This is a genomic window from Natroniella acetigena (genome assembly GCF_023227745.1).
Lineage (GTDB): Bacteria > Bacillota > Halanaerobiia > Halobacteroidales > Halobacteroidaceae > Natroniella > Natroniella acetigena.
Window position 1 is genome coordinate 1 of record NZ_JALKBX010000009.1, and the last position, 23,360, is coordinate 23,360.

Genomic DNA, 23,360 nt, shown 5'->3' on the forward strand with positions numbered 1-23,360 from the left:
CACGCCGCCAGCGTTCGTCCTGAGCCAGGATCAAACTCTCAATTAAAGTTTATATAATGTAAACAATGTGTACACTGTTTACAAAATTATGAGTTTGACTAGCTCTTCTTGCTTAGTTGAAACATTGCATTGTTTAGTTTTCAAAGACCGAATAGCTTGTTTAATTCCTGTCACTTTCTCAAGCGACAGTTAACAGAATATCAAACTTGTTCTCAATTGTCAAGAACTTTTTAAAATCTTTTTTTACAGCAACATCGAACAGTATATCAATCTACTTCAAAGTTGTTAATAAAAAATTTGGTTTATGATGTATACGAGCTCGTATACATCATAAACCAAAAAAATCAAAAGGAACAAAGTAAAGGGGATTAAGTCCCCTGCTTTCTAATCAACATATCCAATTGAAGCAACTTTATCATCTTCATTTAGTTTCATAACTCTAACCCCTTGCGTATTTCGACCGGTACAGGAAATTTCAGAAACTGAAGTTCTTAACAAGATACCTTCTTCACTAATAATAATAATTTCTTCATCTCCATCTACTACTTTAATCTCAACTAAACAACCGTTGTTATCAGTTCTATTTAAAGTAATTAACCCTTTGCCACCTCTACTTTGAGTTCTATACCGCTCTAATGGTGTTCTCTTGCCATATCCTTTTTCAGTAATCACTAATAGTTCCTTATTTCCTTTTACAATCTCCATACCAATTACTTGGTCACCTTCTTCTAAACTAATGCCTTTAACCCCTCTAGCTGTTCGACCAATACTTCTTACATCTTGCTCAGAAAAGCGAATAGCTAGTCCTTGTTTAGTAGCTAGTATAATCTCTTGCCTATCATTAATCAATTTAACATCAATCAATTTATCATTTTTTAATAAATTTAAAGCAATTAAACCTGTATAATTGGTATTATATTCCTCGAGTTTAGTTTTCTTTATAATGCCTTGCTTAGTAGCCATCACTAAATATTGATCAGTTCCAAATTCAGAAATTGGCATTACAGTTGTAATTTTTTCATTTGCATCAAGTTCTAATAAATTTATAATTGCTGTTCCTCGAGCTTGTCTTCCTGTTTCAGGAAGTTGATAACCTTTTAAACGGTAAACTCGTCCTCTATTAGTAAAGAACAAGATATAATCATGAGTTGAGCTAGTATAAATATTTTGAACTGTATCATTTTCCTTAGTTTTGATACCTATGATTCCTTTTCCACCACGATGTTGATTACGATATGTATCTAATGGCATTCTTTTGATATATCCTTCTTCTGTCAAAGTGATTATTATTTCTTGTTCTTCAATTAAATCCTCTAAATCTAAATCAATATCTTTATCAATAATCTTTGTTCTTCTTCCATCAGAATACTTATCTTTTAATTCTATTAATTCTTCTTTAATAACACTCAATAACTTGTCTTCACTAGCTAAAATTGACTCTAAATACTCAATTTTTTGCTGCAACTCTTTATATTCGACTTCGATTTTATCCCTTTCTAAATTCGTTAGCCGGTGTAATCTCATATTTAAAATCGCCTTAGCTTGCTTTTTCGATAATTCAAATTCTTCTTTTAATTTCTTTTGAGCAAGTGAAGAATTTTTAGAAGAACGAATAATCTTAATTGCTCTTTCAATATTATCTAAAGCTATTTTAAACCCTTCTAAAATATGAGCTCTCACCGTTGCTTTATTTAAATCGTATCTTGTTCTTCTAGTAATTACATCTTTTTGATGATTCACATAATATTTTAACACATCTTTGATCCCTAAGATTTCTGGTTGCTTATCAACTAGGGCCAACATAATAATACCAAAAGTTGTTTGTAGTCTAGTATGTTTATAAAGTTTATTTAACAGGATTCGTGGATTAGCTCCCTGTTTTAATTCAATAACTACCCTCATTCCTTCTCTATCAGATTCATCTCGCAAGTCAGCAATTCCTTCAATTTTATCTTCTCTTACTAACCTAGCAATCTTCTTGATTAGTTTTGCTTTATTAACTTGATATGGTAATTCAGTAATTATTATTTGATTTTTTTCATTGTTTAATTCTTTAATTTTTGTTTCAGCTCTAAGTTTAATCTTACCTCTTCCAGTTTCAAAGTATTTTTTTATAGCTTTGCGTCCCATTATATTCCCACCTGTAGGGAAGTCAGGACCTTTTATTATTTTCATTAATTCAGTAATTTCTAATTCTGGATTATTTATTAATTCTATAACCCCATCAATAACTTCTTTAATATTATGAGGTGGAATATTTGTACTCATGCCTACCGCAATACCAGAAGAACCATTAATTAATAAATTAGGAACTCTTGCTGGCAGAACTTCTGGTTCTTGTAAGGTACCATCAAAATTTTCACTAAAATCTACAGTTTCTTTATTAATATCTAATAGTAATTCTGTAGTTATACTGGTCATTCTTGCTTCTGTATACCTCATTGCTGCAGCTGAGTCACCATCAATCGAACCAAAGTTTCCATGCCCATCAACTAACTGGTAACGATAAGAAAAATCTTGTGCCATTCTAACCATAGTATCATATACAGCAGTATCTCCATGAGGATGATATTTACCTAAAACTTCTCCTACAATTCTAGCTGATTTTTTATGTGACTGAGTTGGTTTCATTCCTAATTCATTCATAGCATACAAAATTCTTCTATGAACTGGCTTTAAACCATCTCGTACATCTGGTAAGGCACGACCTACTATAACACTCATTGCATAATCAATATAAGCTTCCTGCATTTCATCTTCAATACCTACTATCTTTACACTATCATTTAATTCTTCCATAAAATATCCTCCTAAACATCTAAATTCTGAGCTTCTTTGGCGTGACTTTGGATAAATTCACGACGGGGTTTAACTTTATCTCCCATTAATTTCGTAAATATTTTGTCTGCCATAATAGCATCATTTATTTTTACCTTTAATAGTGTTCTATTTCCAGGATTCATTGTAGTGTCCCACAATTGTTCTGGGTTCATTTCACCTAACCCTTTATATCTCTGTAAAGAAACTCTATTTGAACCAATTTCATTTAGTAAATTTTGTAGTTGTCTATCATTATAAACATATTTCTTTTTTCTTCCTTTAGTCACTTTATAAAGAGGAGGTTGAGCAATATAAATATGTCCTCTTTCAATTAAAGGTTTCATATAACGATAAAAGAAGGTTAATAATAAAGTTCTAATATGGGCTCCATCTACATCAGCATCAGTCATAATAATAATTTTTTCATATCTGAGGTTATTAATCTCAAATTCATCTGCTATACCAGCACCTAAAGCAGTAATTAAAGCTCTTATTTCTTTATTATTTAGAATTTTATTCAGTCGAGCCTTTTCAACATTCAAAATCTTACCTTTTAGTGGTAAAATAGCTTGGAATTTTCTATCTCTTCCCTGTTTAGCAGAACCTCCTGCAGAATCCCCCTCAACTATATATATTTCACTTTTTTCTGGATCACGAGACGAACAATCAGCTAATTTTCCTGGTAGGGAAGTACTTGTTAGGGCACTCTTCCGCTTTGTTAAATCCCTTGCTTTCTTAGCAGCTTTCCTAGCCCTAGCAGCAGTAAGTGATTTCTCTACGATTTTTTTTCCAACTTTAGGGTTTTCCTCTAGAAAAGTACTTAATTTGTGGGATACAATTGAATCTACAACCCCTCTTATTTCTCTATTGGCTAGTTTAGTTTTAGTTTGACCTTCAAATTGAGGCTCAACTAATTTTATGTTTATTATAGCTACAATTCCTTCTCTAATATCATCTCCTAAAAGATTATTATCATTTTTCTTAAGAAAGTTACTCTTTCGAGCATAGTCATTAACCGTTCTTGTTAAGGCACTTTTAAATCCGCTGAGATGAGTACCCCCTTCATGAGTATTGATATTATTAGCAAATGTAAATATTTTATCTACATAATTAGTATTATATTGAATTGCAACTTCAATTTGAGCATCGTTTACTTCCTCTTCAAAAAAAACAACCTCTTCATGTAAGGTAGTCTCATGTTTATTTATTTCTTTTACAAATGAAATAATTCCACCTTCATATTTAAAGTTTTGCTCGATCACTTCTTTTTTTCTAGTATCAACTATTTTAATTTCAATACCTTTATTTAAATACGCTAACTCTTTTAACCTTTGAGCTAGGATTTTATATTTATATTTAATGTTCTCAAAAATTTCTTCATCAGCTTTAAATGTAATCTTAGTTCCAGTCTTATCAGTTTTATCTATTACTTTTAATTCTTCTTCTGGAATTCCTCTTTGATATCGCTGATAATAAACTTCATTATTTCTCCAAACTTCTACTTCTAACCATTCTGATAAAGCATTAACTACAGATACTCCAACACCATGTAAACCACCGGAAACTTTATAACTTTTCCCATCAAATTTACCTCCAGCATGCAATACAGTCATTACAACTTCAACAGCTGGCTTTTTCATTTTTGAATGTGCTGAAACTGGAATACCACGTCCATTATCGATTATTGTAATCACATTATCGTCTTTAATCTGAACTTCAATTTGATCACAGTAACCAGCTAATGCTTCATCTATACTATTATCAACAACTTCATAAACTAAATGATGCAATCCCTTTTCTCCAGTACTTCCTATATACATACCTGGTCGTTTACGAACAGCTTCTAGTCCCTCTAACACTTGAATCTGTTCTGCATTATAATTCAATTCTCTTTCCATTATAAAACCCCCGTTTAAACTTATTAAACTGTGATTAATTAATCACAGTTTAGGTTATCTTTAACGTTTACTCTTTTAGCTAATGTATTTGATGAAATCATTGAGTAATAAACTGTTTCATCTGTAACAACAAAAGATTTCGGATCCCCTCCAGAGTAATCAATTATAAACCCCTCTTCTTCAGCTATTTTTAAAAAATTTTCTGTTTCCTTTGAATAAGTCGTGGCTTCTAAGTCAGCTATCAAAACAACATCTTTAAGAGAGATAGTATTTCCCTTTCCTAGATGCAACATAGATTAATTTTCCTCCTTATAATTGTTGATAAATCTTCATGTAATTTGTTCCAATTATTTCTTTAATTAATCTATTAGTTAAATTGGTTGGTTTTATTTCTGTCTTTAACATTACATAATTTTGGATTAGTACTTTTACTTGTTTAGATTCTACTTTCTTTTCTAAAGCCTTTATTATTAATTGATCTATTTTAGTTTTTAATTTTTTAAGTAAACTATTTTTTATTGATTCAAATTCTTTTTTTGTTAAGTTAGGATAAATTTCGACAATATCTTCATGTTTAACCCAAGGACTACTAGACAATAAATTTTCAATCTCTAAACTAAGTTCTTTATTATTCTTTAATTCACAAATTGGACACTTATTATTATTTGGTGAAATCAAAACTGAGCAATCAGGACAAACTTTCCAACTATTTGTTTTCTTCCATTTATTCTTTTCTTTAAATGTTTTTATTAACTTGTACAAGTTATCTTTTAATTTAGGATCTGAAATTTTTTGTGTTATTTCTTCTATATCTTTTTGTTCTTGCGAATTTAATTTAATCTCTTGCTCCTTGTTTTGTCCTTTAATTTGTAATTTTCTTTTACTCTTAGAGATACTACCCACTTTAAACCTGATATCTTTAACTAGGTTTAAGTCCAATTTATCATTTATTTTGGTTGTTAACTTTTTTTTCATAAATAACAACTGATGAGCCCACGTAGGATCATCTACTGTTATAAATAAAATCCCGTTATTAATATATTTTGCTTGTGTATGAAGATTAATTTCTTTTTTGTTAATCTTCTCCCAAAGATCTAATACCTGTTTCTCCTTAATTTTATTTTCAATTCCTAATTGGTTTAAAGTATTATCTAAAATTTCTTTGATAGATTTAGGCATTGTTATCCCTCAATCACGGATCCTTTCTTGATTTTAAAAAATTTATGTTTTCCATTAAATTCTTGTACCTGTTTTAAATGAGTAGTTGTAATGAAAGTCTGAATCTTATTTTGAATTACTTTTAACAATTTAAAACGTCGTCCCTCATCTAATTCTGAAAACACATCATCTAGTAAAAGTATTGGATATTCTCCTATTTCTGCTTTCATAAATTCTAATTCAGCTAACTTAATGGCTAAAGCAGTCGTTCTTTGTTGTCCTTGAGAGCCGAACTTTCTTATATCTATATTATTTACAATTAAGGAAATATCATCCCTATGCGGACCAACTTTTGTAACTCCATGTTCAATTTCCCGTTCTCTTTTTTTGTTTAATAGATATTTGAATTGCTCTTTGATCTCTTGAATTGAGCTTTCAGTATTAATTTCTAATTTAGTATCATACTTTAACAAAAGTGTTTCTTTGCCATCAGTGATCTTTCGTTGCATTAATTTAGCTAAAATACTTAACTTATCAAGTGCTTCTAACCTTCTCTTTATAATTTTACTTCCTGTATCAATTAATTGTTGCTCCCAGACTTGTAACATATGTTGAGGAATATTATTATCTCTGATTTCTTTTAGTAGATTATTTCTTTGTTTTAAAATTTTTCCATATTCTGTTAATAAGTGTTTGTAATAAGAGCTGATTTGAGAAACCTCTAAGTTAATAAATTTTCTTCTTCGACTAGGACTGCCTTTAACTAAGCTTAAATCTTCTGGAGAAAAAATAACTATATTCAGATAACCAACTAGGTCACTTATTCGCTGTAATTTATTAGAATTAATTTTAATTATTTTGTTTCTTCCTTGATAGTTAACTTCTAGTTGGTAATTTTGACTCTTTTTTATTAATTCTCCCTTTATATAAAAATTATCTTTATTCCAGTTAACCAATTCAGAATCTAAATTAGTCCGATGGGAATTTCCAGTTCCCAATAGATATATAGCTTCTAAAATATTAGTTTTCCCTTGAGCATTAGCACCAACAATTAAATTTAAATTTTGATTGAATTTTAAGTGCTGGTGCTTATAATTTCTAAAATTTTTTAAATAAAGCTGGGATAAAAACAATGTAGCCTACCCACTCCCTAACTAAGTAGTTATTTGATATTTATGGTCATTGTATTGAATTACATCACCTTCTGTTAAGACTCTACTTCTCTTCTTTTCTACTTCTTGGTTTACCATTACTTTTCCTGCTTGAATGATCAATTTTGCTTCTCCTCCTGTACTAACTATGTTGGTCCATTTTAAAAATTGATCTAGATTAATAGTTTCAGTCTTCAACTTGATTTTTTTCATGAAATCACCCTCCTTTTATAAGTTGATTAAGCACTTCTTACTGGCATAATTACATAAATATATTTTTGTTCTGAACTAGTTTCGATAACGCCTGGAGCTAATGGTCCTGACAATTTAATATTAACTTCTTCATCAGAAATCACTTTTAGAGCATCTAAAACATATTTAGCATTAAAGGCAATTTCAGTTTCTTGACCCAATAAAGAAATAGGAACTTCCTCATATGCTTGACCAATTTCAGGAGCATTAGAAGTGATAATCAATTTATCTTCATTGAAATTAATTTTAATGATATCAGAATCTTCTTTAGCTAATAAAGCTGCTCGTTTAGTAGCTTGTAATAACTCTTTTGTATCAACTGATACTTCTGTTTCTGAAGCATCTGGAATGACTTGTTTGTAATTTGGGAATTGTCCTTCTATCAATCTTGATACAACTGAAATTCCAGAAAATTTAAATAAAATTTGATTATCAGTAAGAATAACCTCAACCCTTTCTTCTTTGTTATCTAATAGTTTTGTTAATTCTTGTAGAGTGGTATTAGGAATTATTGCTTTAGTCAAGTCACTTTTTTTATTATCAGTAACATCTTCTTTGTAAGCAAGACGATAAGTATCCGTAGCAATTAACTTTATATCTTTGTTTTCAAGTAATAACAAACCTCCAGATAAAAATGGTTTATTTTCATCTTTAGAAGTTGCAAATTTAATTTGCTCAATTATTTTTTTTAATTTTTGTTGTTCAACTGTAAATATTGTTCCTGAATCAATTTCAGGTAATAATGGAAATTCATCTGCTGGTGAACCATGGATATTAAATTGAGAGTTTCCACATTTAATTTGAGCAGTGTTATTAGATGTTTCAGCTGATAAAATTATTTCTTGATTAGGTAGTTCTCTAATAATATTAGCAAAATGTTGTGCAGGTAAAACAATAGAACCATCTTGGATAATTCCAGTATCAACATAACACTCTATTCCTATTTCTAAATCGGTACCAACAAGTTTTAATTTACCTTTTTCTGTTTTTAGTAATATTCCTGATAAAATAGGTAAAGTTGTTTTTGATGAGACTGCTTTTCGTACTGTTTGAATTCCTTGATAAAATTCTTTCTGTTGAAGTTTAATTCTCATTTTTGAAACCTCCTTATTCATTATATCACAATTAATTAATTTTTATCTATTTTAGGTTTATGTAGTTACTTACATAAAACACTATTATTATTTTTTTATTTTAAAAGATAGTAGTAGTAGTAGTAGGGGCTGTGGATAATGTTGATAAGTTGGCTCAGCCCTTGATACAATAGTAATTGTGCCTGTGGACAAGTTGTGGACAAGTTGTGGATAGTTATCCACATATCCACAACTTGATACTTTCTGTTTGATTATCCACAAAAAAAGAAGGATATCCACAGGATATCCACAAGTTATCCACAGGGTTATCCACAGGTTGTTGAGTTGTTTTGTTGATCTATTTAAGGTTTTTTTATTTGATTTGTTAATTTATTTATAGTACTTTCAAAGTTTGGTTCTTCTTTTATTTTAGTTTTAATTTTATTATACGCATGTAATACTGTGCTGTGATCTCTCCCTCCAAACCTATTACCAATTTGAGGTAGAGAAAGATCGGTTAATTTTCTTGAAATATACATTGCTATTTGACGTGGAAAAGCAATTGCTCTTGTTCTTTTTTTAGATTTCATATCTTCGATTCCAATTCCATAATGTTGTGCAACGACTTTCTTAATTAGATTAGTTGTAATTTCTTTAGGTTTTCTAGTAACTGAAGAATCACTTACGATATCTTTAAGTGCTTCTTGAGCCAGATTGATTGTAATATTTGCATTAATTAATGATGAATAAGCAACTACTCTAATTAAAGCTCCTTCTAACTCGCGAATATTTGATTTTATTTTATTAGCAATATAAACTAGTACATTATTTGGAATATCAAGGTCTTCCAAAGTTGCTTTTTTCTTCAAAATAGCTATTTTAGTTTCTAGATCTGGTTTTTGGATGTCAGTAATAAGTCCCCATTCAAATCTTGATCTCAATCTTTCTTCTAAAGTAGGTATTTCTTTAGGGGGGCGATCACTGGAGATAATAATTTGCTTATTAGCATCATGCAAAGCATTAAAAGTATGAAAAAATTCCTCTTGAGTTCTTTCTTTACCAGCTAAAAACTGAATATCATCAATCAATAGGATATCAATATTTCGATATTGATCCCTGAATTCTATAGTTTTGTCATATCTAATGGAATTAATTAGTTTATTAGTAAATTTTTCCGAAGTTAAGTACATGACTTTCATATTAGAATTATGGTGTAAAGTGTAATTTCCAATTGCATGCATTAAATGAGTTTTTCCTAGACCGACATCCCCATAAATAAAAAGAGGATTATAAGCTTTAGCTGGAGCTTCTGCTACTGCCAGAGAAGCTGCATGAGCAAAGCGGTTGCTATTACCAATAACAAAAGTATCAAAGGTATATTTAGAATTTAAGACGGAAGGATTATCTTTTTGTTTGCTTTTTTCTTCCAATGTTTTTGAGTCATCTTCCAAAATTATTTCCTCAGTTTCTTTTAGTTGCGGGATAGTGAATTTAATATTATAAGAATCATTGGTTATTTCTGAAATTGTTTCTTTGATTAGATTAGAATATCTTGTTTCTAGCCAATCTTTAGCAAACTCATTTGGAACTTCAATAACGAGTGAGTTGCCTTGAATTGTGACTATTTTAGTTGATTTAAACCATGTTTCAAAGCTTGGTTTACTTAGCTTAGTTTCAATTTTACTCATTGTCTTGTTCCATAATTTTTTTGGAGTTTTTTCAAGCACAGTACAACCTCCTAGAAAAGTTATCCACAAAATGTTGACATTTTGTGGATGGTTTATTTGTTATCTAAAAATAAAGCTAAAAAAAGAATTAGTTATCCACAATAAGTACTTGACTTGGGTGAACAACTAATTTTATAAATTTAAGTAGTCAAATTATTAAATTTTAGGACATTAAATTCTAGAGAAATTAAACTCTAGATACAAATTAATAATAACAAATTATTAACAACTTATCAACAAGTTTTGTGGATAATTTATTAAAATAATTTAATTAGTCTTGACATGTCCTGACTAGATAATCTATAATTTAGTATAGTGTCTTAGTTAGATTATAAAATATTGTCAATTTAGCTGCTCTAGTTTTAGGGAGGAACTTTTAATGGTCAAAGATGGAAAGTTGAAAAAGACATATGAATTTAGGAAAGTTTATAAAAAAGGAAAGTCTGTTGCTAATCGATTACTTGTTCTATATGTATTATTTACTGGAGATTCGAATAGAAGAGTAGGATATTCAGTTACTAAGAAGGTTGGTAATGCTGTTGTTAGGAATAGAGTGAAAAGGGTTTTAAGAGAAGTTTATAGACATAATAATAGTAAATTGGTTTCAGGAATTGATCTTGTTTTGATTGCACGAAAGCCAATTGTGAACGCATCTTATCAACAGATTGAAAATAGATTGAATCATTTATTTAGGAAAGCTAAAATATTGAAAGGTTGATCTGATGAGTAAACTAATTAGTAAGGTATTAATCAATTTGATTAGATTTTATCAATCCTTTATTTCTCCCTTGAAGCTAAGGAGGAGTTGTCGTTTTCACCCTACTTGTTCTGAATATACAGTTAGAGCACTTATAAAATATGGGGTTTTAAAAGGAGGAATTAAGGCAGTTGGTAGAATTTTTAAATGTCATCCATTTAATTCTGGAGGATATGATCCAGTAGATTAAATTACTTGGGAGGGTTTATTTTGATAAATTTATTTTCAGTAGGGGTATTTGGATGGTTAGGAGAATTCATGAAAAATTTATTGACCCAGTTATATGGTTTTACTGGGAGTTATGGTTCAGCGATTATTTTATTAACTCTAAGTATTAGGTTGCTTTTATTTCCATTAGTATCCAAACAAACACGTTCTATGAAAAAAATGCAAGAGTTACAACCTTTGATGGAAGAATTAAAGGAGAAGTATGGTGACGACAAGGAAAAATATCAAGAGGAGACAATGAAGTTATATCAAAAACATAAAGTAAATCCTGCGGCAGGCTGTTTACCATTACTTGTTCAAATGCCAATTTTAGTTGCTCTATTTAGGGCGTTGCAGGATTGGGAAGAATTAGTAGGGGAATCTTTCTTATTAATTCCTGATTTAAGTGGACCTTATCTACCTTTAGTTATCTTAACTGGTTTAGTAATGTTAGGACAAAGTTTAATGACTCAAAAACTATCAGGTAAAGAAGGAAATAATAAGATGGCATTATTTATGCCACTATTTATTATTTTAATTGGATTTAGATTACCGGCTGGTGTTTTAGTGTATTGGTTTACTTCTAATTTGATCATGGCAGTTCAGCAATACTTTTTATATAAGGAACCTGCTGATTTAAAGGAGGAATCAACTTAAAATGGAGAGGGTCATTGTAACAGGGGAGACGATTCAAAAGGCCCTTACTAAAGGAGTAGAAAAATTAGGAGTAGGTAAAAAAGATGTAGATTATGAAGTATTAGAAGAGGCTAAATCAGGCTTTTTAGGTTTATTTGGGAAGAAAGATGCTAAACTAGAGGTAATTAAAAGGTTAAATAAAACTGAGTTAGCTAAGAATTTTTTAGAGGAAATTATTGAGCAGATGGAGTTAGATTTGACAATTAAAGTTATTGATAAAGATTCAACTAATAAAAGAATAACTTTAGATATAACTGGCGATGAATTAGGGATTATTATCGGATATAGAGGGAAAACTTTAAACTCATTGCAGTATTTAACTAATTTAGCAGTTAATAAAGGTAATAGTGAATATGTACGAATAATTGTAGATGCTGAAGGTTATCGAGAACGACGGGAGAAAACGTTAGAAAAATTAGCTTTTCGTATGGCAAAGAAAGCTAAAAAGAAAAGAAGAAGAGTGATGTTGGATCCAATGCCTGCTCATGAAAGAAAGGTTATTCATAGAGCTTTGCAAAATAAATCTGGTATTTCTACTTATAGTGAGGGAGAAGAACCTTATCGCAAGGTAGTTATTGTAGCTGACTAAGATTTAAGCCCAGTATTCTAGAATACTGGGCTTGTTTAATTGTTAATTAAAAATATTGATTTAGGGTAATCTATTAATTAGAGGTGATATGGATGTATGTAACTGATACAATTGCTGCTATTTCTACTGCAGTAGGTGAAGGTGGAATTGGGATTGTTAGAATTAGCGGACCAGAGGCTATTGAGATAGCAGAAGAGATCTTCAAAAATAAGAAGGAGAAGAGTCTAATTGAGGTAGATAGTTATACTGCCCATTATGGTCAGGTTATTGATCCGCGTAACCAACAGGTTGTTGATGAAGTGATTACTTTAGTGATGAAAGCACCTAAAACTTATACCACTGAAGATATTGTAGAGATTGATTGTCATGGTGGGCCAATAGTATTACAGAAGATATTAGATGTAGTCTTACATATGGGAGTACGACTAGCTGATCCTGGTGAATTTACAAAACGTGCTTTCTTAAATGGGAGAATAGACTTGGCTCAAGCAGAAGCAATTATAGATTTAATTCGTTCTCAAACTGAAATAGGGTTAGAGGTGGCTATTGATCAGCTAGAAGGTGGTTTATCTAACAAGGTTAATCAGATTAAGGAGGATATAGTTTCTTTATTGGCCCATTTAGAGGCAACTATTGATTTTCCAGAAGACGAGATTGAAGATTTTAATCCCGAACAGTTAGGTGATAGAATTGATGGAGCACTTAAGAAGACAAGTGAGTTATTGGAAACAAGCCAACGGGGTAAAATTTTAAGAGAAGGATTGGAAGTTGCTATTGTCGGGAGACCAAATGTTGGAAAATCAAGCCTACTAAATGCATTATTACGGGAAAACAGAGCGATTGTAACCGAGGTGCCAGGAACGACAAGGGATGTGATTGAGGAAGTAATTAATATTGATGGAATTCCATTAAAGATAATTGATACGGCTGGAATTAGAAAGACAGAGGATAAAGTAGAAAAGATTGGAGTAGAAAAGAGTGAAAAGTTTTTAAAACGAGCAGATCTTGTATTATTAGTACTAGATATAAATCAAGGAATTAGTGCAGAAGATCGTGAATTAATGAGATTGATTAAGAGTAAACAGACAGTTGTTGTTGCTAATAAGTTTGATTTAGATAATAATTTAGATTTAGAAGTTATAGATCAACTTTTACCTCAAGCTCCTGTTGTTAAGACCTCTGCTATAGAGAATCAAGGAATTGATAAGTTAGAGGATGTAATTTCAGATTTAGTATTCAGTGGTGATATTAGAGCTAGTAATCAGACTTTAATTACGAATATGAGGCATAAAAATGCTTTGGATAGAGCTCGCCAGAGGCTATTAGATGTTCAACAAACTTTTGAAAGAAGATTGCCGAATGACTTTATTACGATTGATTTACGGGCAGCTCTAGAGGCAGTTGGAGAGGTTACGGGGGATACAATTGGTGAAGATATTATCGATCAAATTTTTGCTGATTTTTGCTTAGGGAAATAAGGAGGGGGAAAGATGAAGAATTATGATATTATAGTTATTGGAGCAGGACATGCTGGTTGTGAAGCAGCTTTAGCTAGTGCACGAATGGGTTGTAAAACTTTATTATTAACTTTAAATGCTGATCATATTGCTTTAATGCCCTGTAACCCATCAATAGGTGGTCCAGCTAAAGGGCATATTGTGCGAGAGATAGATGCTTTGGGAGGAGAAATGGCTAAAAATATTGATAAGGCTTATATTAATATTAGGTTATTAAACACCTCTAAAGGACCAGCAGTTCATGCTTTACGGGCTCAAGCTGATAAGCATAAGTATCAGTTTGAGATGACTAAAGTCCTACAGAAACAGAATAATTTAGATCTGAAACAGACTGTAGTAACTGATTTGATAGTAGATAATCAACAAGTAACAGGAGTTAAGACGATAACTGGAATGGATTATCAAGCCTTTAAAGTTATCCTGACGACAGGAACTTCACTTAATGGCAAAGTAATTATTGGAGATATTAAATATACTGGCGGTAGACAAGGGGAATTTGCAGCGACTGATTTGGCAGAAAGTTTAACGGAGGCAGGAATTAAATTAGAGAGATTTCAAACAGCAACTCCTCCTAGAATTGATAAGGAATCTGTAGATTTTTCTAAGATGACAATTCATCCTAGTTCGAAAGAAAAAATTCAGTTTTCTTTTTTTCAACCTCGTCAAGAAAGAGAAGATGTTCCCTGTTGGTTGACTTATACTAATCATAAGACTAAGCAGGTAGTTGAAGATAATATTGAACATTCACCGTTGACAACTGGAATTGTTGAAGGGGAAGGGCCAAGGTATTGTCCCTCAATCGATCGTAAAATAATGAGATTTCCTGATAAAAATAGCCATCAGGTATTTGTTGAACCTGAAGGATTACATACTAATGAACTTTACCTTAATGGCCTAACAACGAGTATGCCTGAAGCATTTCAGGTTGATATTATCAGAAGTGTACCTGGTTTAGAAGAAGCCGAGATTATGCGACCTGGTTATGCAGTTGAGTATGATTATATTCCACCATATCAGTTGCAACCAACAATGGAGAATAAGGTAGTTCAAGATCTATATACAGCAGGTCAAATCAATGGAACAAGTGGTTATGAAGAGGCAGCAGCTCAAGGGTTAATGGCTGGAATCAATGCTGTTTTGGCTTTAAAAGGTAAAGAACCATTAATTTTAAAGCGCTCGGATGCTTATATTGGAGTCTTGATTGATGATTTAGTTACTAAAGGAACTAATGAACCATATCGAATGTTGACCTCTCGAGCAGAATATAGATTGATTTTAAGACAGGACAATGCTGATTTGAGATTGAGTTCAATTGGTCATCGTTTAGGATTGATCAGTGAGCAGCAATATCAGCAGGTTGAAGATAAACGTAAAGCTATTGCTAAAAATTTAGAGAAATTAAATGATATTCAAATTACCCCAACTAAAAAGGTATTAGAAGCACTCAAGGAATTGGGTAGTGGAGGTTTAAAGAAACCTGTCAGCTTAGCTACTATCTTAGAAAGACCAAAGATAGATTATCAAAATTTAGATAAATTTACTTCTGAAGTGCCAGAGGTTACTCCAGAGATAGCAGAACAATTGGAGATTAGGACTAAATATCGGGGTTATATTGATCGCCAATTGAGTCAGGTTGAGAAGTTTAAACAGAGGGAAGATAAAAGGATTCCTGAAGAGATTGATTATCAAAGCTTAGATAATTTACGGAAAGAAGCTAGAGAGAAGTTAGAGCGGATTAGACCAGTATCTGTAGGACAGGCTTCTCGAATTTCTGGAGTTTCACCAGCTGATATTTCAGTCTTGATGATTCATTTGGAAGAGCTACAAAGAGGAGGAAGGCAAGATGACTGATTATGATGTGATTGTGGTAGGAGCAGGACATGCTGGTTGTGAGGCAGGTTTAGCTGCTGCTCGAATGGGATTTAAGAGTTTGGTATTGACTATTGATTTAGATAATATTGCTTTGATGCCTTGTAATCCTGCTATTGGCGGGCCAGCTAAGAGCCATATTGTACGGGAGATAGATGCTTTAGGAGGAGAAATGGCTAAAAATATTGATAAGACTTGTATTCAGTTAAGGATGTTGAATACAGGTAAAGGGCCAGCAGTTCATGCTTTACGGGCTCAAGCTGATAAGAAGATCTATCATCTGAAGATGAAAGAGACATTAGAGCGGGAAGAAAATCTTGATTTACGGCAAGGGATGGTAGAGGAGTTAATTGTTGAGCAGGATATTGTAACAGGAGTTAGGATTAAAAGTGGGGTTGAATTTAAAGGGAAGAAGGTTATTTTAACGACGGGAACCTTCTTGAAAGGTGAGATAATTATTGGAGAGAGAAGATTTAACTCTGGTCCGCATAATCAATTTCCCTCTAATGTATTATCTGATTATTTAAAAGAATTAGGTTTTGAGTTAAGACGATTTAAGACAGGTACGCCTCCTAGAGTCGATAAGCGAACTATAGATTTTAGTCAATTAGAAAAACAACCTAGCATTGATCGACCGATAGCTTTTTCTTTTACTAATCAACAGATTGATAATCAACTGGAACGTCGTGATTGTTGGATGGTCTATACTAATCAGCAGACTCATCAAGTAATTATGGATAATCTAGAGCGTTCTCCAATGCATTGCGGTCAGATTGAAGGGGAAGGGGCTCGTTATTGTCCTTCAATTGAGACTAAGGTCGATAGATTTCCTGATAAGGATCGCCATAAGGTTTTTGTTGAGCCTGAGGGAGAATATATTTATGAAATGTACTTATCCGGTTTTTCTACTTGTTTACCGGTAGATGTTCAGGTTGAAATGTTACGGACATTAGATGGATTTGCAGAAGCAGAGATTATTAGACCTGCGTATGCAATCGAATACGACTCTATTGATCCTACCAGGTTAAAACCATCATTAGAGACTAAACGGGTCAAAAATTTATATACAGCGGGCCAAATTAATGGAACAAGTGGTTATGAGGAAGCAGCAGCTCAAGGTTTGTTAGCTGGAATCAATGCTGTTCTAGCATTAAAGGAAGAGGATCCATTTATTTTGAAACGCTCTGATGCCTATATTGGAGTTTTAATCGATGATTTAGTTACTAAAGGAACTGAAGAACCATATCGAATGCTGACTTCTCGAGCTGAGTATAGGTTGGTTTTAAGACAAGATAATGCAGATTTAAGGTTAACTCCTCTAGGTTATCAGTTGGGATTGATTGCTGAGGAAAGATTTGAGAAATTTGAAACTAAAAAGGAAGCGATTGAAGAGGAAATGACTCGCTTAAAAGAGACTACTATTTATCCTGAAGAAGAGATTCAAAAGCAGTTAGAGGATTTAGGTAGTACTAAGTTGAAGAATAAGGATAATCTAGGGAGGTTAATTAAGAGACCAGAGCTTGATTATGAATTGTTGGCTCCACTTGATTCGAACCGACCGGATCTATCCTATGATGTCCAAGAAGAAGTTGAAATTCAATTGAAATATGAAGGTTATATTAAAAAGCAATTAAAACAGATTGAAAAACAGAGAGAGTTAGAAGATAAAAAGATCCCTGAAGGGATAGATTATCAGCAGATAGAAGGTCTAAGAATTGAAGCTAGAGAGAAACTAGGTCAGATTAGACCGGTATCTATCGGACAGGCTGCTCGTATCTCTGGAGTTTCTCCAGCAGATATATCGGTGTTGACCGTTTATTTGGAGCAGATCAGTAGGAATGAGGAGGAGTAATTGATGGAAGAGAAAGAACTATTAGTAACTGGTGCTCAACAGTTAGGAGTTGAGTTGACTGAGGAGCAGATAGATAAATTTATAGATTATCTAGAAATATTACAAGAGTGGAATCAAAAGATGAATTTAACTGCTTTAGATACTGCTCGAGAAATTATTGTCAAGCATTTTTTAGATTCATTAACTTGCCTAGTAGAGTTGGATCTGACTGGAAGAGAGAAAGTAATTGATGTGGGGACGGGAGCTGGATTTCCTGGAGTACCTCTTAAGATAATTTATCCCCAACTTAAATTAACCTTACTTGATTCATTAAGAAAACGAACTAATTTTTTAAAACAATTATGCTATAAATTAAACTTAGAAGGAATAGAATTTATCCATGGTAGGGCAGAGGATTATGGGCAAGATCAAAATTATCGAGAGCAATATGACTATGTAGTAGCTAGAGCAGTAGCTTCTTTAAATATTTTAGTTGAATATACCCTACCTTTTGCTAGAATAAATGGTAGATTGATTGCTCAAAAAGGTTCTGAAGCTGAACAAGAGGTAATAGAAAGCCAACAAGCAGTGCAAAGCTTAGGAGGTGCAATTTTTGATCTAAGAAAGGTCAATTTGCCTTATAGTGAGGCAGAACGCCATTTAGTTGTGATCGATAAAATGGCTCAGACCCCTGTCCAATATCCCCGCCGAGCAGGGAAACCTAAAAAAAGTCCATTATAGTTAAATTAGAAAGTGGAGTAAAAAATCCCTTCCTCCCGGGAGGAAGGGATTTTTTTGGATATCAAACGGGAACAGTTTATAGAATTTGGCAAACTAATTAAAAGGGGGAGCAAGATGATATATCTAGATAATGCAGCTACTACATGGCCTAAACCAGAACAAGTTTATCAAGCAATGGATAATTTTATGAGAAATTATGGGGCCAACCCTGGACGGGCTGGACATCAGATGGCTAATCAAGCGGGAAAGATAATTTTTACTACCAGAAAACTGGTTGCTAGATTATTTAATGCTGCCAGTATACAGGAGATTATTTTTACTGCTAATGCCACTGAAGCGTTGAATTTAGCAATCAAAGGATATTTAAAGCCAGGCGAGCATCTAATTACTACTAGTTTGGCCCATAATTCTATCTTACGACCAGTTAAAGAGCTAGAAAAGCGAGGGGTAGAAGTATCGATCATAGAGGCTGATCGGCAGGGACAAATTCAAGCTGAGAAGATAAAGAATGCTATTCGAAAAAATACTAAATTAGTAGTAATGGCTCATGCTTCTAATGTGACAGGAACTTTATTACCGATTAAGGAAGTCGGTCAATTAGTGGCAGATTCTGAGGTTAAGTTATTGGTTGATGCTGCTCAAACAGCAGGTGTCTATCAGATCGATGTACAAAAGTTAGGAATTGATATGTTAGCTTTTACTGGACATAAAGGCTTGTTTGGCCCGCAGGGAACGGGAGGATTATATCTTAAGGAAGGAATTGAATTAGAACCATTAATTCAAGGGGGGACTGGTAGTTATTCAGAAGATCTTAATCAACCTAAGTTAAGACCTGATCTTTATGAGAGTGGAACACCAAATACAGTTGGGATTGTGGGTTTAAAAGCAGGGATAGAGTTTGTGTTAGCAGAAGGGGTGGATAAGATTAAAGAGCATGACAATGATCTTGTAATGTATTTACAAGATCAACTAAAGCAGATACCAGAGGTAACCCTATATGGTGCAGCAGATTTAAAGCAACAGGTTCCGTTAGTAGCATTCAATCTTGGGTTTGAAAATTCAGGAGAAATTGGTTATGTTTTAGACAAGGCTTTTAATATTGCGGTTAGAACTGGGCTGCATTGTGCACCTTTGGTTCATAAATCTCTAGGAACTTTAGAACAAGGGATTATAAGAGTAAGTCCTAGTTGTTTTAATACTAAAGAGGAAATAGAGGAATTTATTACTGCTATTAATGAAATAGCTGGTGAAATTTAACTGAAGATTTAGTAATAAATACTAAAGGAGACTAACATGAGAGGGACAATAGTTAACACAGTAGCAATTGTAATTGGAGGAAGTTTGGGAATCTTATTAGGAAATAGGTTGGCAGAACGATTTAAAAAGATTGCAATGCAAGGGTTAAGTTTGGCAGTTTTATTGCTTGGGTTTAAAATGGCTTTAGGAACTGAAAGTCCAGTTTATATTATTTTTGCTTTACTGTTAGGCGGACTGATTGGAGAAGGAATTAATATTGAGAAGAAACTAAAGCAATTAGCAAGGTGGTTTGAATCGTTATTAAGTAATCAAGGACAAATAGCTGAAGGCTTTGTTCAATGTAGTTTGATTTATTGTGTAGGGGCAATGGCTATTATGGGTGCTATTCAAGATGGGTTACAACAAGACCCTTCTATTTTATACGCTAAATCACTACTGGATGGTTTTTCTGCAGTTGCTTTTGCTTCAACACTAGGGATAGGAGTTGTCTTATCAGCTATACCTGTTTTTGTGTATCAAGGAATAATTACTTTATTAGCTGCTCAAGTTACAGTAATTTTGACTTCAGCTGTAATTACTGAAATGACAGCTGTTGGTGGGTTGTTGATTTTTGCTATTGGATTAAATTTATTAGAAATAACCGAGATTAAAGTAGGTAATTTATTACCAGCCATTGCTGTAGTTATATTTTTGGTATATTTATTTTAGTTTAATTACATAAATTTTTAATAATTATATTTATAATGAAATATTAGCAGTTAACAAGTAATTATTTTATAATTAGTAATTTAAATTTTAATTTCCTATCTTAAAAAAAAAAGGAAAATAGTTCTTTATGTAGAATATGTGTACTAGATGTTAGATTATCAAAACTGGAGGGGCAGTAATATGTCATATTATAAGCAAAAAGAAAAGGTAACAATTAAAATTGTTCCTCATACACAAAAGGATATACTTACTTTACGAATCTCAAAAAAATTGATTAAATTTATTTCAACTTTAATGCTAGTTGGCTTATTGGGTTTAGTGGGGGCGTTGTATTATTATAATCGGCAGTATGATTTTTCCTTACAGCGAATTGAGCAACTGATTCATTATAGGGAAGAAAATGTAGAATTAGTTGAAAAAAATCAGTACTTACATGATAAGTTGGCCGAGATTTCACAGCAGACAGAACAGATTGAGGTGAAATTTAATAATATTAAACGGGAGAATGAGAAGATTAAAGAATTAATAGATTCTCAGGAAGAGTTTAGCAGTAAAGAATTTGAATTTAATGATTCTAATGATTATGCAATTCAAACGGTTGATTATAGTCAATTTAATGATTCTAGTAAAGAATTAGTTCAACATACAGAATCTACTATTAGAAGGTTACAAACATCTTTACCACAAAAGCAGGAAGAATTAAATTACTTAGAGAGGGATATTGAAGAGTATAGTGATTATTTAGCCGCAAGACCAGAGGGGTGGCCAATTAAAAATAAAGAAGGAAGAATAACCTCTACCTTTGGGGAACGCTTCCATCCAGTTTTAGAGCGGAAGAGCTTTCATAATGGAATTGATATAGCAGTTTGGTATAATCATAAAGTGATTGCTACTGGAGAGGGAACAGTAGTTGAGGCAGGAAATAAAGGGGGATATGGTCGGGTTGTGGTTATAGACCATGGCTTTGGTTATCAAACTTTATATGCTCATAATAATCGATTATTAGTCAGAGTAGGCGATAAGGTAGAGCGAGGAGAAACAATAGCTTTATCTGGTAGTTCTGGTATAAGTACGGGTCCTCACCTTCATTATGAAGTTCATTTTAATGATGAACCAATTGATCCGATTGATTACATAAGATAGATTGATATTTCATGGGATAATTTTATTAGATATTGTGTATTAAACTTATATTAGTTGGAATAAGGGGGCTAAAAATAATGTTTGGAAGTAAAAAGAAGAAAAAGAGTAAAAACACTAAAGATGTAGGAACTGTAATAAGTGCTGGCACAAAGATTCAAGGGGAAATTAAAGTTGATGAATCAATTAGGATTGATGGGGAAATAGAAGGAAAGTTAGAAGTTGAAGGTGATATTTTTATTGGCAAACAAGGGAAACTAAGAGCAGATGTTAAAGGTGCTAACATAATGATTGCAGGAGAGGTAGAAGGAGATGTTATAGCAGAAGGCAAACTAGAAATTGTTACTACTGGAAAGTTAATTGGAGATATTTTTATCTCAAATTTAATTATTCATGATGGGGCTATATTTAAAGGAAATAGTACATCTAAGATGGCTGAAAGCAAGGAAGAAAAAACTCCTAAAGATGATAATAGCAAAAAAAAAAGAAATAAATCGGCTTAAGGTTAAACAAGTTAGCGATGAGAAGGTTTTAAAACAGGCTTTAAAGTTAAGACAAGAAGTATTTGTTAAAGAACAAAAGGTACCGGCAAAGCTAGAATTTGATGGTAAAGATAAAGAGGCAGCTCAATTTATAGCTCAGTCAACTGGTAAAATAGTAGGGACTTGTCGGTTACTTACAAATGGGAAAGTTGGAAAAATAGAAAGAATGGCTGTTATAAAGGAATGTAGAGGACAAGGGGTAGGTTCTGCTTTATTGACCGAGGTTATTAAGGTGGCTAAGAAAAGAAGTTTATCTGAACTTATTATTCATGCTCAATTGCAAGTTAAAGATTTTTATCTAAATCATGATTTTGAAGTTATATCTGATCAAGTTTTTACCGAAGCAGGAAGTAAACATGTTAAAATGGGTATGAAATTATAACAATAAGGCTTTAATCTTTTAAAAGATTAAAGCCTTATTTAATTTGTTGATAAACTTTTCTGATCCCTTGAACTAACGAATAAGAGATGATTTTAGCCATTTTGACTACTAAACTTAGTCGAGTACTCTGTAAAACGAAGTACTCCATGTATCCTGAAACGTTGACTAGACCTGTTATATGCATATTACCGACTTTAGGTAATTTTTTATCAACGCCTGAACCAGGTTTTAGTGGCCCTTCATTAACACAGATTGAACCTACACTATTACTTTTTCCTAATCCAGCATCGATAGCAATGATAAATGAGTCAGGGTATTTTTGATTGATAGATTCTAGTTTATTATTTAAATTAGTGGCATGAATTGGCGAGTTTAAGGTACCAAAGACTCTAATACTGTTATTTAATTTAAAATTAGATAATTTTGAACCAGTTAAGGGTCCTAGAGAATCTCCTGTTGAGCGATCGGTTCCAATGCAGATTACTGCTAACTTTTGTTTGAGGGGATTATAAATTTGTTCTAACTGGTTATTGATTATTTTTTTAAGATTGGTCATTGCCAAAGGATCATCAATATGTACTCGATTACGACTCAATAACTCGTGGCGATTAAAATTAGTTGATTTAGTCGAAGATATATTTTGATAACTTGAATAACAATTTTGGCAAAAGAACTTTTTTTGAGCAATTAATTTTGGGCTATCTAATATCTTGCCGCAATAATAGCAACTAACTTGTTTGTTATTTTTCATTGGTTCCCCCCTTACTTAATATATAGTGCTCTCAGCTAAATTTAGTTTTATTATCACAATTTTTATCGAACACCTATGACTTTAGGAACTAGAAGACAACTGAAATTTTCATCTTTCAATAGTTTAGTTGAGAATGCTAAATTTAAATCATACGTTTAGTGAATCAGAATTATTTTATGATTAATCATAGACTGTCCCTTACTTACTCTTAATGTATGTAATTATCCTTTTAATTAAACTGTAAATTATTACCTTGATTTATTAAAGGTAAGAGTAATATAGATGTGTAGAGGG

22 protein-coding genes are annotated in these 23,360 nt (G+C 32.3%); 13 read left to right on the forward strand and 9 right to left on the reverse strand.

What is annotated here, in order from left to right:
- Positions 1-384 precede the first annotated feature (384 nt).
- The 8 genes from gyrA to dnaA all read right to left on the reverse strand — a co-directional run bounded on the left by gyrA (position 385) and on the right by dnaA (position 10,040).
- Positions 385-2,799, reverse strand: coding sequence for a DNA gyrase subunit A (gene gyrA / locus MWH25_RS03590; RefSeq protein WP_248625887.1), 2,415 nt, complete (start codon positions 2,797-2,799; stop codon positions 385-387).
- Between the two features lie 11 nt (positions 2,800-2,810).
- Complete coding sequence (gene gyrB, locus MWH25_RS03595) at positions 2,811-4,718, reverse strand: DNA topoisomerase (ATP-hydrolyzing) subunit B (RefSeq protein WP_248625889.1); 1,908 nt, start codon at positions 4,716-4,718, stop codon at positions 2,811-2,813.
- 38 nt (positions 4,719-4,756) lie between these two features.
- Entirely contained in the window at positions 4,757-5,011 is a 255-nt protein-coding gene (remB, locus tag MWH25_RS03600) for an extracellular matrix regulator RemB (RefSeq protein WP_248625891.1), read from the reverse strand.
- Positions 5,012-5,027: 16 nt separating this feature from the next.
- Positions 5,028-5,897 carry a DciA family protein gene (locus MWH25_RS03605; RefSeq protein WP_248625893.1) on the reverse strand — a complete coding sequence of 290 codons (870 nt, stop codon included), beginning with the start codon at positions 5,895-5,897 and terminating at the stop codon, positions 5,028-5,030.
- Between the two features lie 2 nt (positions 5,898-5,899).
- The gene (gene recF, locus MWH25_RS03610; RefSeq protein WP_248625898.1) at positions 5,900-7,009 is read right to left on the reverse strand and encodes a DNA replication/repair protein RecF; all 1,110 of its coding nucleotides are present in this window, start codon (positions 7,007-7,009) and stop codon (positions 5,900-5,902) included.
- Positions 7,010-7,030: 21 nt separating this feature from the next.
- Positions 7,031-7,240, reverse strand: a complete 210-nt coding sequence (locus tag MWH25_RS03615; protein WP_248625903.1) for an RNA-binding S4 domain-containing protein — start codon at positions 7,238-7,240, stop codon at positions 7,031-7,033.
- 26 nt (positions 7,241-7,266) lie between these two features.
- A complete protein-coding gene (dnaN, locus tag MWH25_RS03620) occupies positions 7,267-8,373 on the reverse strand; it encodes a DNA polymerase III subunit beta (protein ID WP_248625905.1) in 1,107 nt (368 codons plus the stop codon).
- 341 nt (positions 8,374-8,714) lie between these two features.
- The gene (gene dnaA, locus MWH25_RS03625) at positions 8,715-10,040 is read right to left on the reverse strand and encodes a chromosomal replication initiator protein DnaA (RefSeq protein ID WP_248626052.1); all 1,326 of its coding nucleotides are present in this window, start codon (positions 10,038-10,040) and stop codon (positions 8,715-8,717) included.
- 418 nt (positions 10,041-10,458) lie between these two features.
- Between dnaA and rnpA the strand changes: the two genes are divergently transcribed.
- The 13 genes from rnpA to MWH25_RS03690 all read left to right on the forward strand — a co-directional run bounded on the left by rnpA (position 10,459) and on the right by MWH25_RS03690 (position 22,315).
- Positions 10,459-10,797, forward strand: a complete 339-nt coding sequence (gene rnpA, locus MWH25_RS03630; RefSeq protein WP_248625908.1) for a ribonuclease P protein component — start codon at positions 10,459-10,461, stop codon at positions 10,795-10,797.
- A gap of 4 nt (positions 10,798-10,801) precedes the next feature.
- Positions 10,802-11,026, forward strand: coding sequence for a membrane protein insertion efficiency factor YidD (gene yidD / locus MWH25_RS03635; RefSeq protein WP_248625914.1), 225 nt, complete (start codon positions 10,802-10,804; stop codon positions 11,024-11,026).
- 20 nt (positions 11,027-11,046) lie between these two features.
- A complete protein-coding gene (locus MWH25_RS03640; protein ID WP_248625918.1) occupies positions 11,047-11,700 on the forward strand; it encodes a YidC/Oxa1 family membrane protein insertase in 654 nt (217 codons plus the stop codon).
- Position 11,701: 1 nt separating this feature from the next.
- Positions 11,702-12,328 carry an RNA-binding cell elongation regulator Jag/EloR gene (gene jag / locus MWH25_RS03645; protein ID WP_248625920.1) on the forward strand — a complete coding sequence of 209 codons (627 nt, stop codon included), beginning with the start codon at positions 11,702-11,704 and terminating at the stop codon, positions 12,326-12,328.
- Between the two features lie 92 nt (positions 12,329-12,420).
- Positions 12,421-13,806, forward strand: coding sequence for a tRNA uridine-5-carboxymethylaminomethyl(34) synthesis GTPase MnmE (gene mnmE, locus MWH25_RS03650; protein ID WP_248625922.1), 1,386 nt, complete (start codon positions 12,421-12,423; stop codon positions 13,804-13,806).
- A 12-nt stretch (positions 13,807-13,818) separates the two neighbouring features.
- Entirely contained in the window at positions 13,819-15,696 is a 1,878-nt protein-coding gene (gene mnmG / locus MWH25_RS03655) for a tRNA uridine-5-carboxymethylaminomethyl(34) synthesis enzyme MnmG (RefSeq protein ID WP_248625928.1), read from the forward strand.
- On the forward strand, positions 15,689-17,566 hold the full coding sequence (mnmG, locus tag MWH25_RS03660; RefSeq protein ID WP_248625930.1) for a tRNA uridine-5-carboxymethylaminomethyl(34) synthesis enzyme MnmG: 1,878 nt from the start codon (positions 15,689-15,691) through the stop codon (positions 17,564-17,566). The genes mnmG (MWH25_RS03655) and mnmG (MWH25_RS03660) overlap by 8 nt, the downstream gene beginning before the upstream one ends.
- 3 nt (positions 17,567-17,569) lie before the next feature.
- The gene (gene rsmG / locus MWH25_RS03665) at positions 17,570-18,286 is read left to right on the forward strand and encodes a 16S rRNA (guanine(527)-N(7))-methyltransferase RsmG (protein ID WP_248625932.1); all 717 of its coding nucleotides are present in this window, start codon (positions 17,570-17,572) and stop codon (positions 18,284-18,286) included.
- Between the two features lie 114 nt (positions 18,287-18,400).
- A complete protein-coding gene (locus MWH25_RS03670) occupies positions 18,401-19,543 on the forward strand; it encodes an aminotransferase class V-fold PLP-dependent enzyme (RefSeq protein WP_248625934.1) in 1,143 nt (380 codons plus the stop codon).
- 36 nt (positions 19,544-19,579) lie between these two features.
- On the forward strand, positions 19,580-20,251 hold the full coding sequence (locus tag MWH25_RS03675) for a DUF554 domain-containing protein (protein WP_248625941.1): 672 nt from the start codon (positions 19,580-19,582) through the stop codon (positions 20,249-20,251).
- A gap of 180 nt (positions 20,252-20,431) precedes the next feature.
- The gene (locus MWH25_RS03680) at positions 20,432-21,394 is read left to right on the forward strand and encodes a M23 family metallopeptidase (protein WP_248625945.1); all 963 of its coding nucleotides are present in this window, start codon (positions 20,432-20,434) and stop codon (positions 21,392-21,394) included.
- Positions 21,395-21,471: 77 nt separating this feature from the next.
- A complete protein-coding gene (locus MWH25_RS03685) occupies positions 21,472-21,894 on the forward strand; it encodes a bactofilin family protein (protein WP_248625947.1) in 423 nt (140 codons plus the stop codon).
- The gene (locus tag MWH25_RS03690) at positions 21,857-22,315 is read left to right on the forward strand and encodes a GNAT family N-acetyltransferase (protein WP_248625949.1); all 459 of its coding nucleotides are present in this window, start codon (positions 21,857-21,859) and stop codon (positions 22,313-22,315) included. Before MWH25_RS03685 ends, MWH25_RS03690 begins: the two co-directional genes overlap by 38 nt.
- 34 nt (positions 22,316-22,349) lie before the next feature.
- Here the strand turns inward: MWH25_RS03690 and yyaC are convergent, their stop codons facing one another.
- On the reverse strand, positions 22,350-23,066 hold the full coding sequence (gene yyaC, locus MWH25_RS03695; RefSeq protein ID WP_248625951.1) for a spore protease YyaC: 717 nt from the start codon (positions 23,064-23,066) through the stop codon (positions 22,350-22,352).
- Positions 23,067-23,360 lie beyond the last annotated feature (294 nt).

Coding starts and splice junctions, on each gene's coding strand:
- jag (WP_248625920.1), top strand. CDS start 11,702: ATGGAGAGGGTCATTGTAACAGGGGAGACGATTCAAAAGGCCCTTACT.
- MWH25_RS03615 (WP_248625903.1), bottom strand. CDS start 7,240: ATGAAAAAAATCAAGTTGAAGACTGAAACTATTAATCTAGATCAATTT.
- MWH25_RS03675 (WP_248625941.1), top strand. CDS start 19,580: ATGAGAGGGACAATAGTTAACACAGTAGCAATTGTAATTGGAGGAAGT.
- MWH25_RS03680 (WP_248625945.1), top strand. CDS start 20,432: ATGTCATATTATAAGCAAAAAGAAAAGGTAACAATTAAAATTGTTCCT.
- MWH25_RS03670 (WP_248625934.1), top strand. CDS start 18,401: ATGATATATCTAGATAATGCAGCTACTACATGGCCTAAACCAGAACAA.
- yidD (WP_248625914.1), top strand. CDS start 10,802: ATGAGTAAACTAATTAGTAAGGTATTAATCAATTTGATTAGATTTTAT.
- rnpA (WP_248625908.1), top strand. CDS start 10,459: ATGGTCAAAGATGGAAAGTTGAAAAAGACATATGAATTTAGGAAAGTT.
- dnaA (WP_248626052.1), bottom strand. CDS start 10,040: ATGAGTAAAATTGAAACTAAGCTAAGTAAACCAAGCTTTGAAACATGG.
- mnmG (WP_248625928.1), top strand. CDS start 13,819: ATGAAGAATTATGATATTATAGTTATTGGAGCAGGACATGCTGGTTGT.
- mnmG (WP_248625930.1), top strand. CDS start 15,689: ATGACTGATTATGATGTGATTGTGGTAGGAGCAGGACATGCTGGTTGT.
- gyrA (WP_248625887.1), bottom strand. CDS start 2,799: ATGGAAGAATTAAATGATAGTGTAAAGATAGTAGGTATTGAAGATGAA.
- remB (WP_248625891.1), bottom strand. CDS start 5,011: ATGTTGCATCTAGGAAAGGGAAATACTATCTCTCTTAAAGATGTTGTT.
- dnaN (WP_248625905.1), bottom strand. CDS start 8,373: ATGAGAATTAAACTTCAACAGAAAGAATTTTATCAAGGAATTCAAACA.
- gyrB (WP_248625889.1), bottom strand. CDS start 4,718: ATGGAAAGAGAATTGAATTATAATGCAGAACAGATTCAAGTGTTAGAG.
- rsmG (WP_248625932.1), top strand. CDS start 17,570: ATGGAAGAGAAAGAACTATTAGTAACTGGTGCTCAACAGTTAGGAGTT.
- yyaC (WP_248625951.1), bottom strand. CDS start 23,066: ATGAAAAATAACAAACAAGTTAGTTGCTATTATTGCGGCAAGATATTA.
- MWH25_RS03605 (WP_248625893.1), bottom strand. CDS start 5,897: ATGCCTAAATCTATCAAAGAAATTTTAGATAATACTTTAAACCAATTA.
- MWH25_RS03685 (WP_248625947.1), top strand. CDS start 21,472: ATGTTTGGAAGTAAAAAGAAGAAAAAGAGTAAAAACACTAAAGATGTA.
- MWH25_RS03690 (WP_248625949.1), top strand. CDS start 21,857: ATGATAATAGCAAAAAAAAAAGAAATAAATCGGCTTAAGGTTAAACAA.
- mnmE (WP_248625922.1), top strand. CDS start 12,421: ATGTATGTAACTGATACAATTGCTGCTATTTCTACTGCAGTAGGTGAA.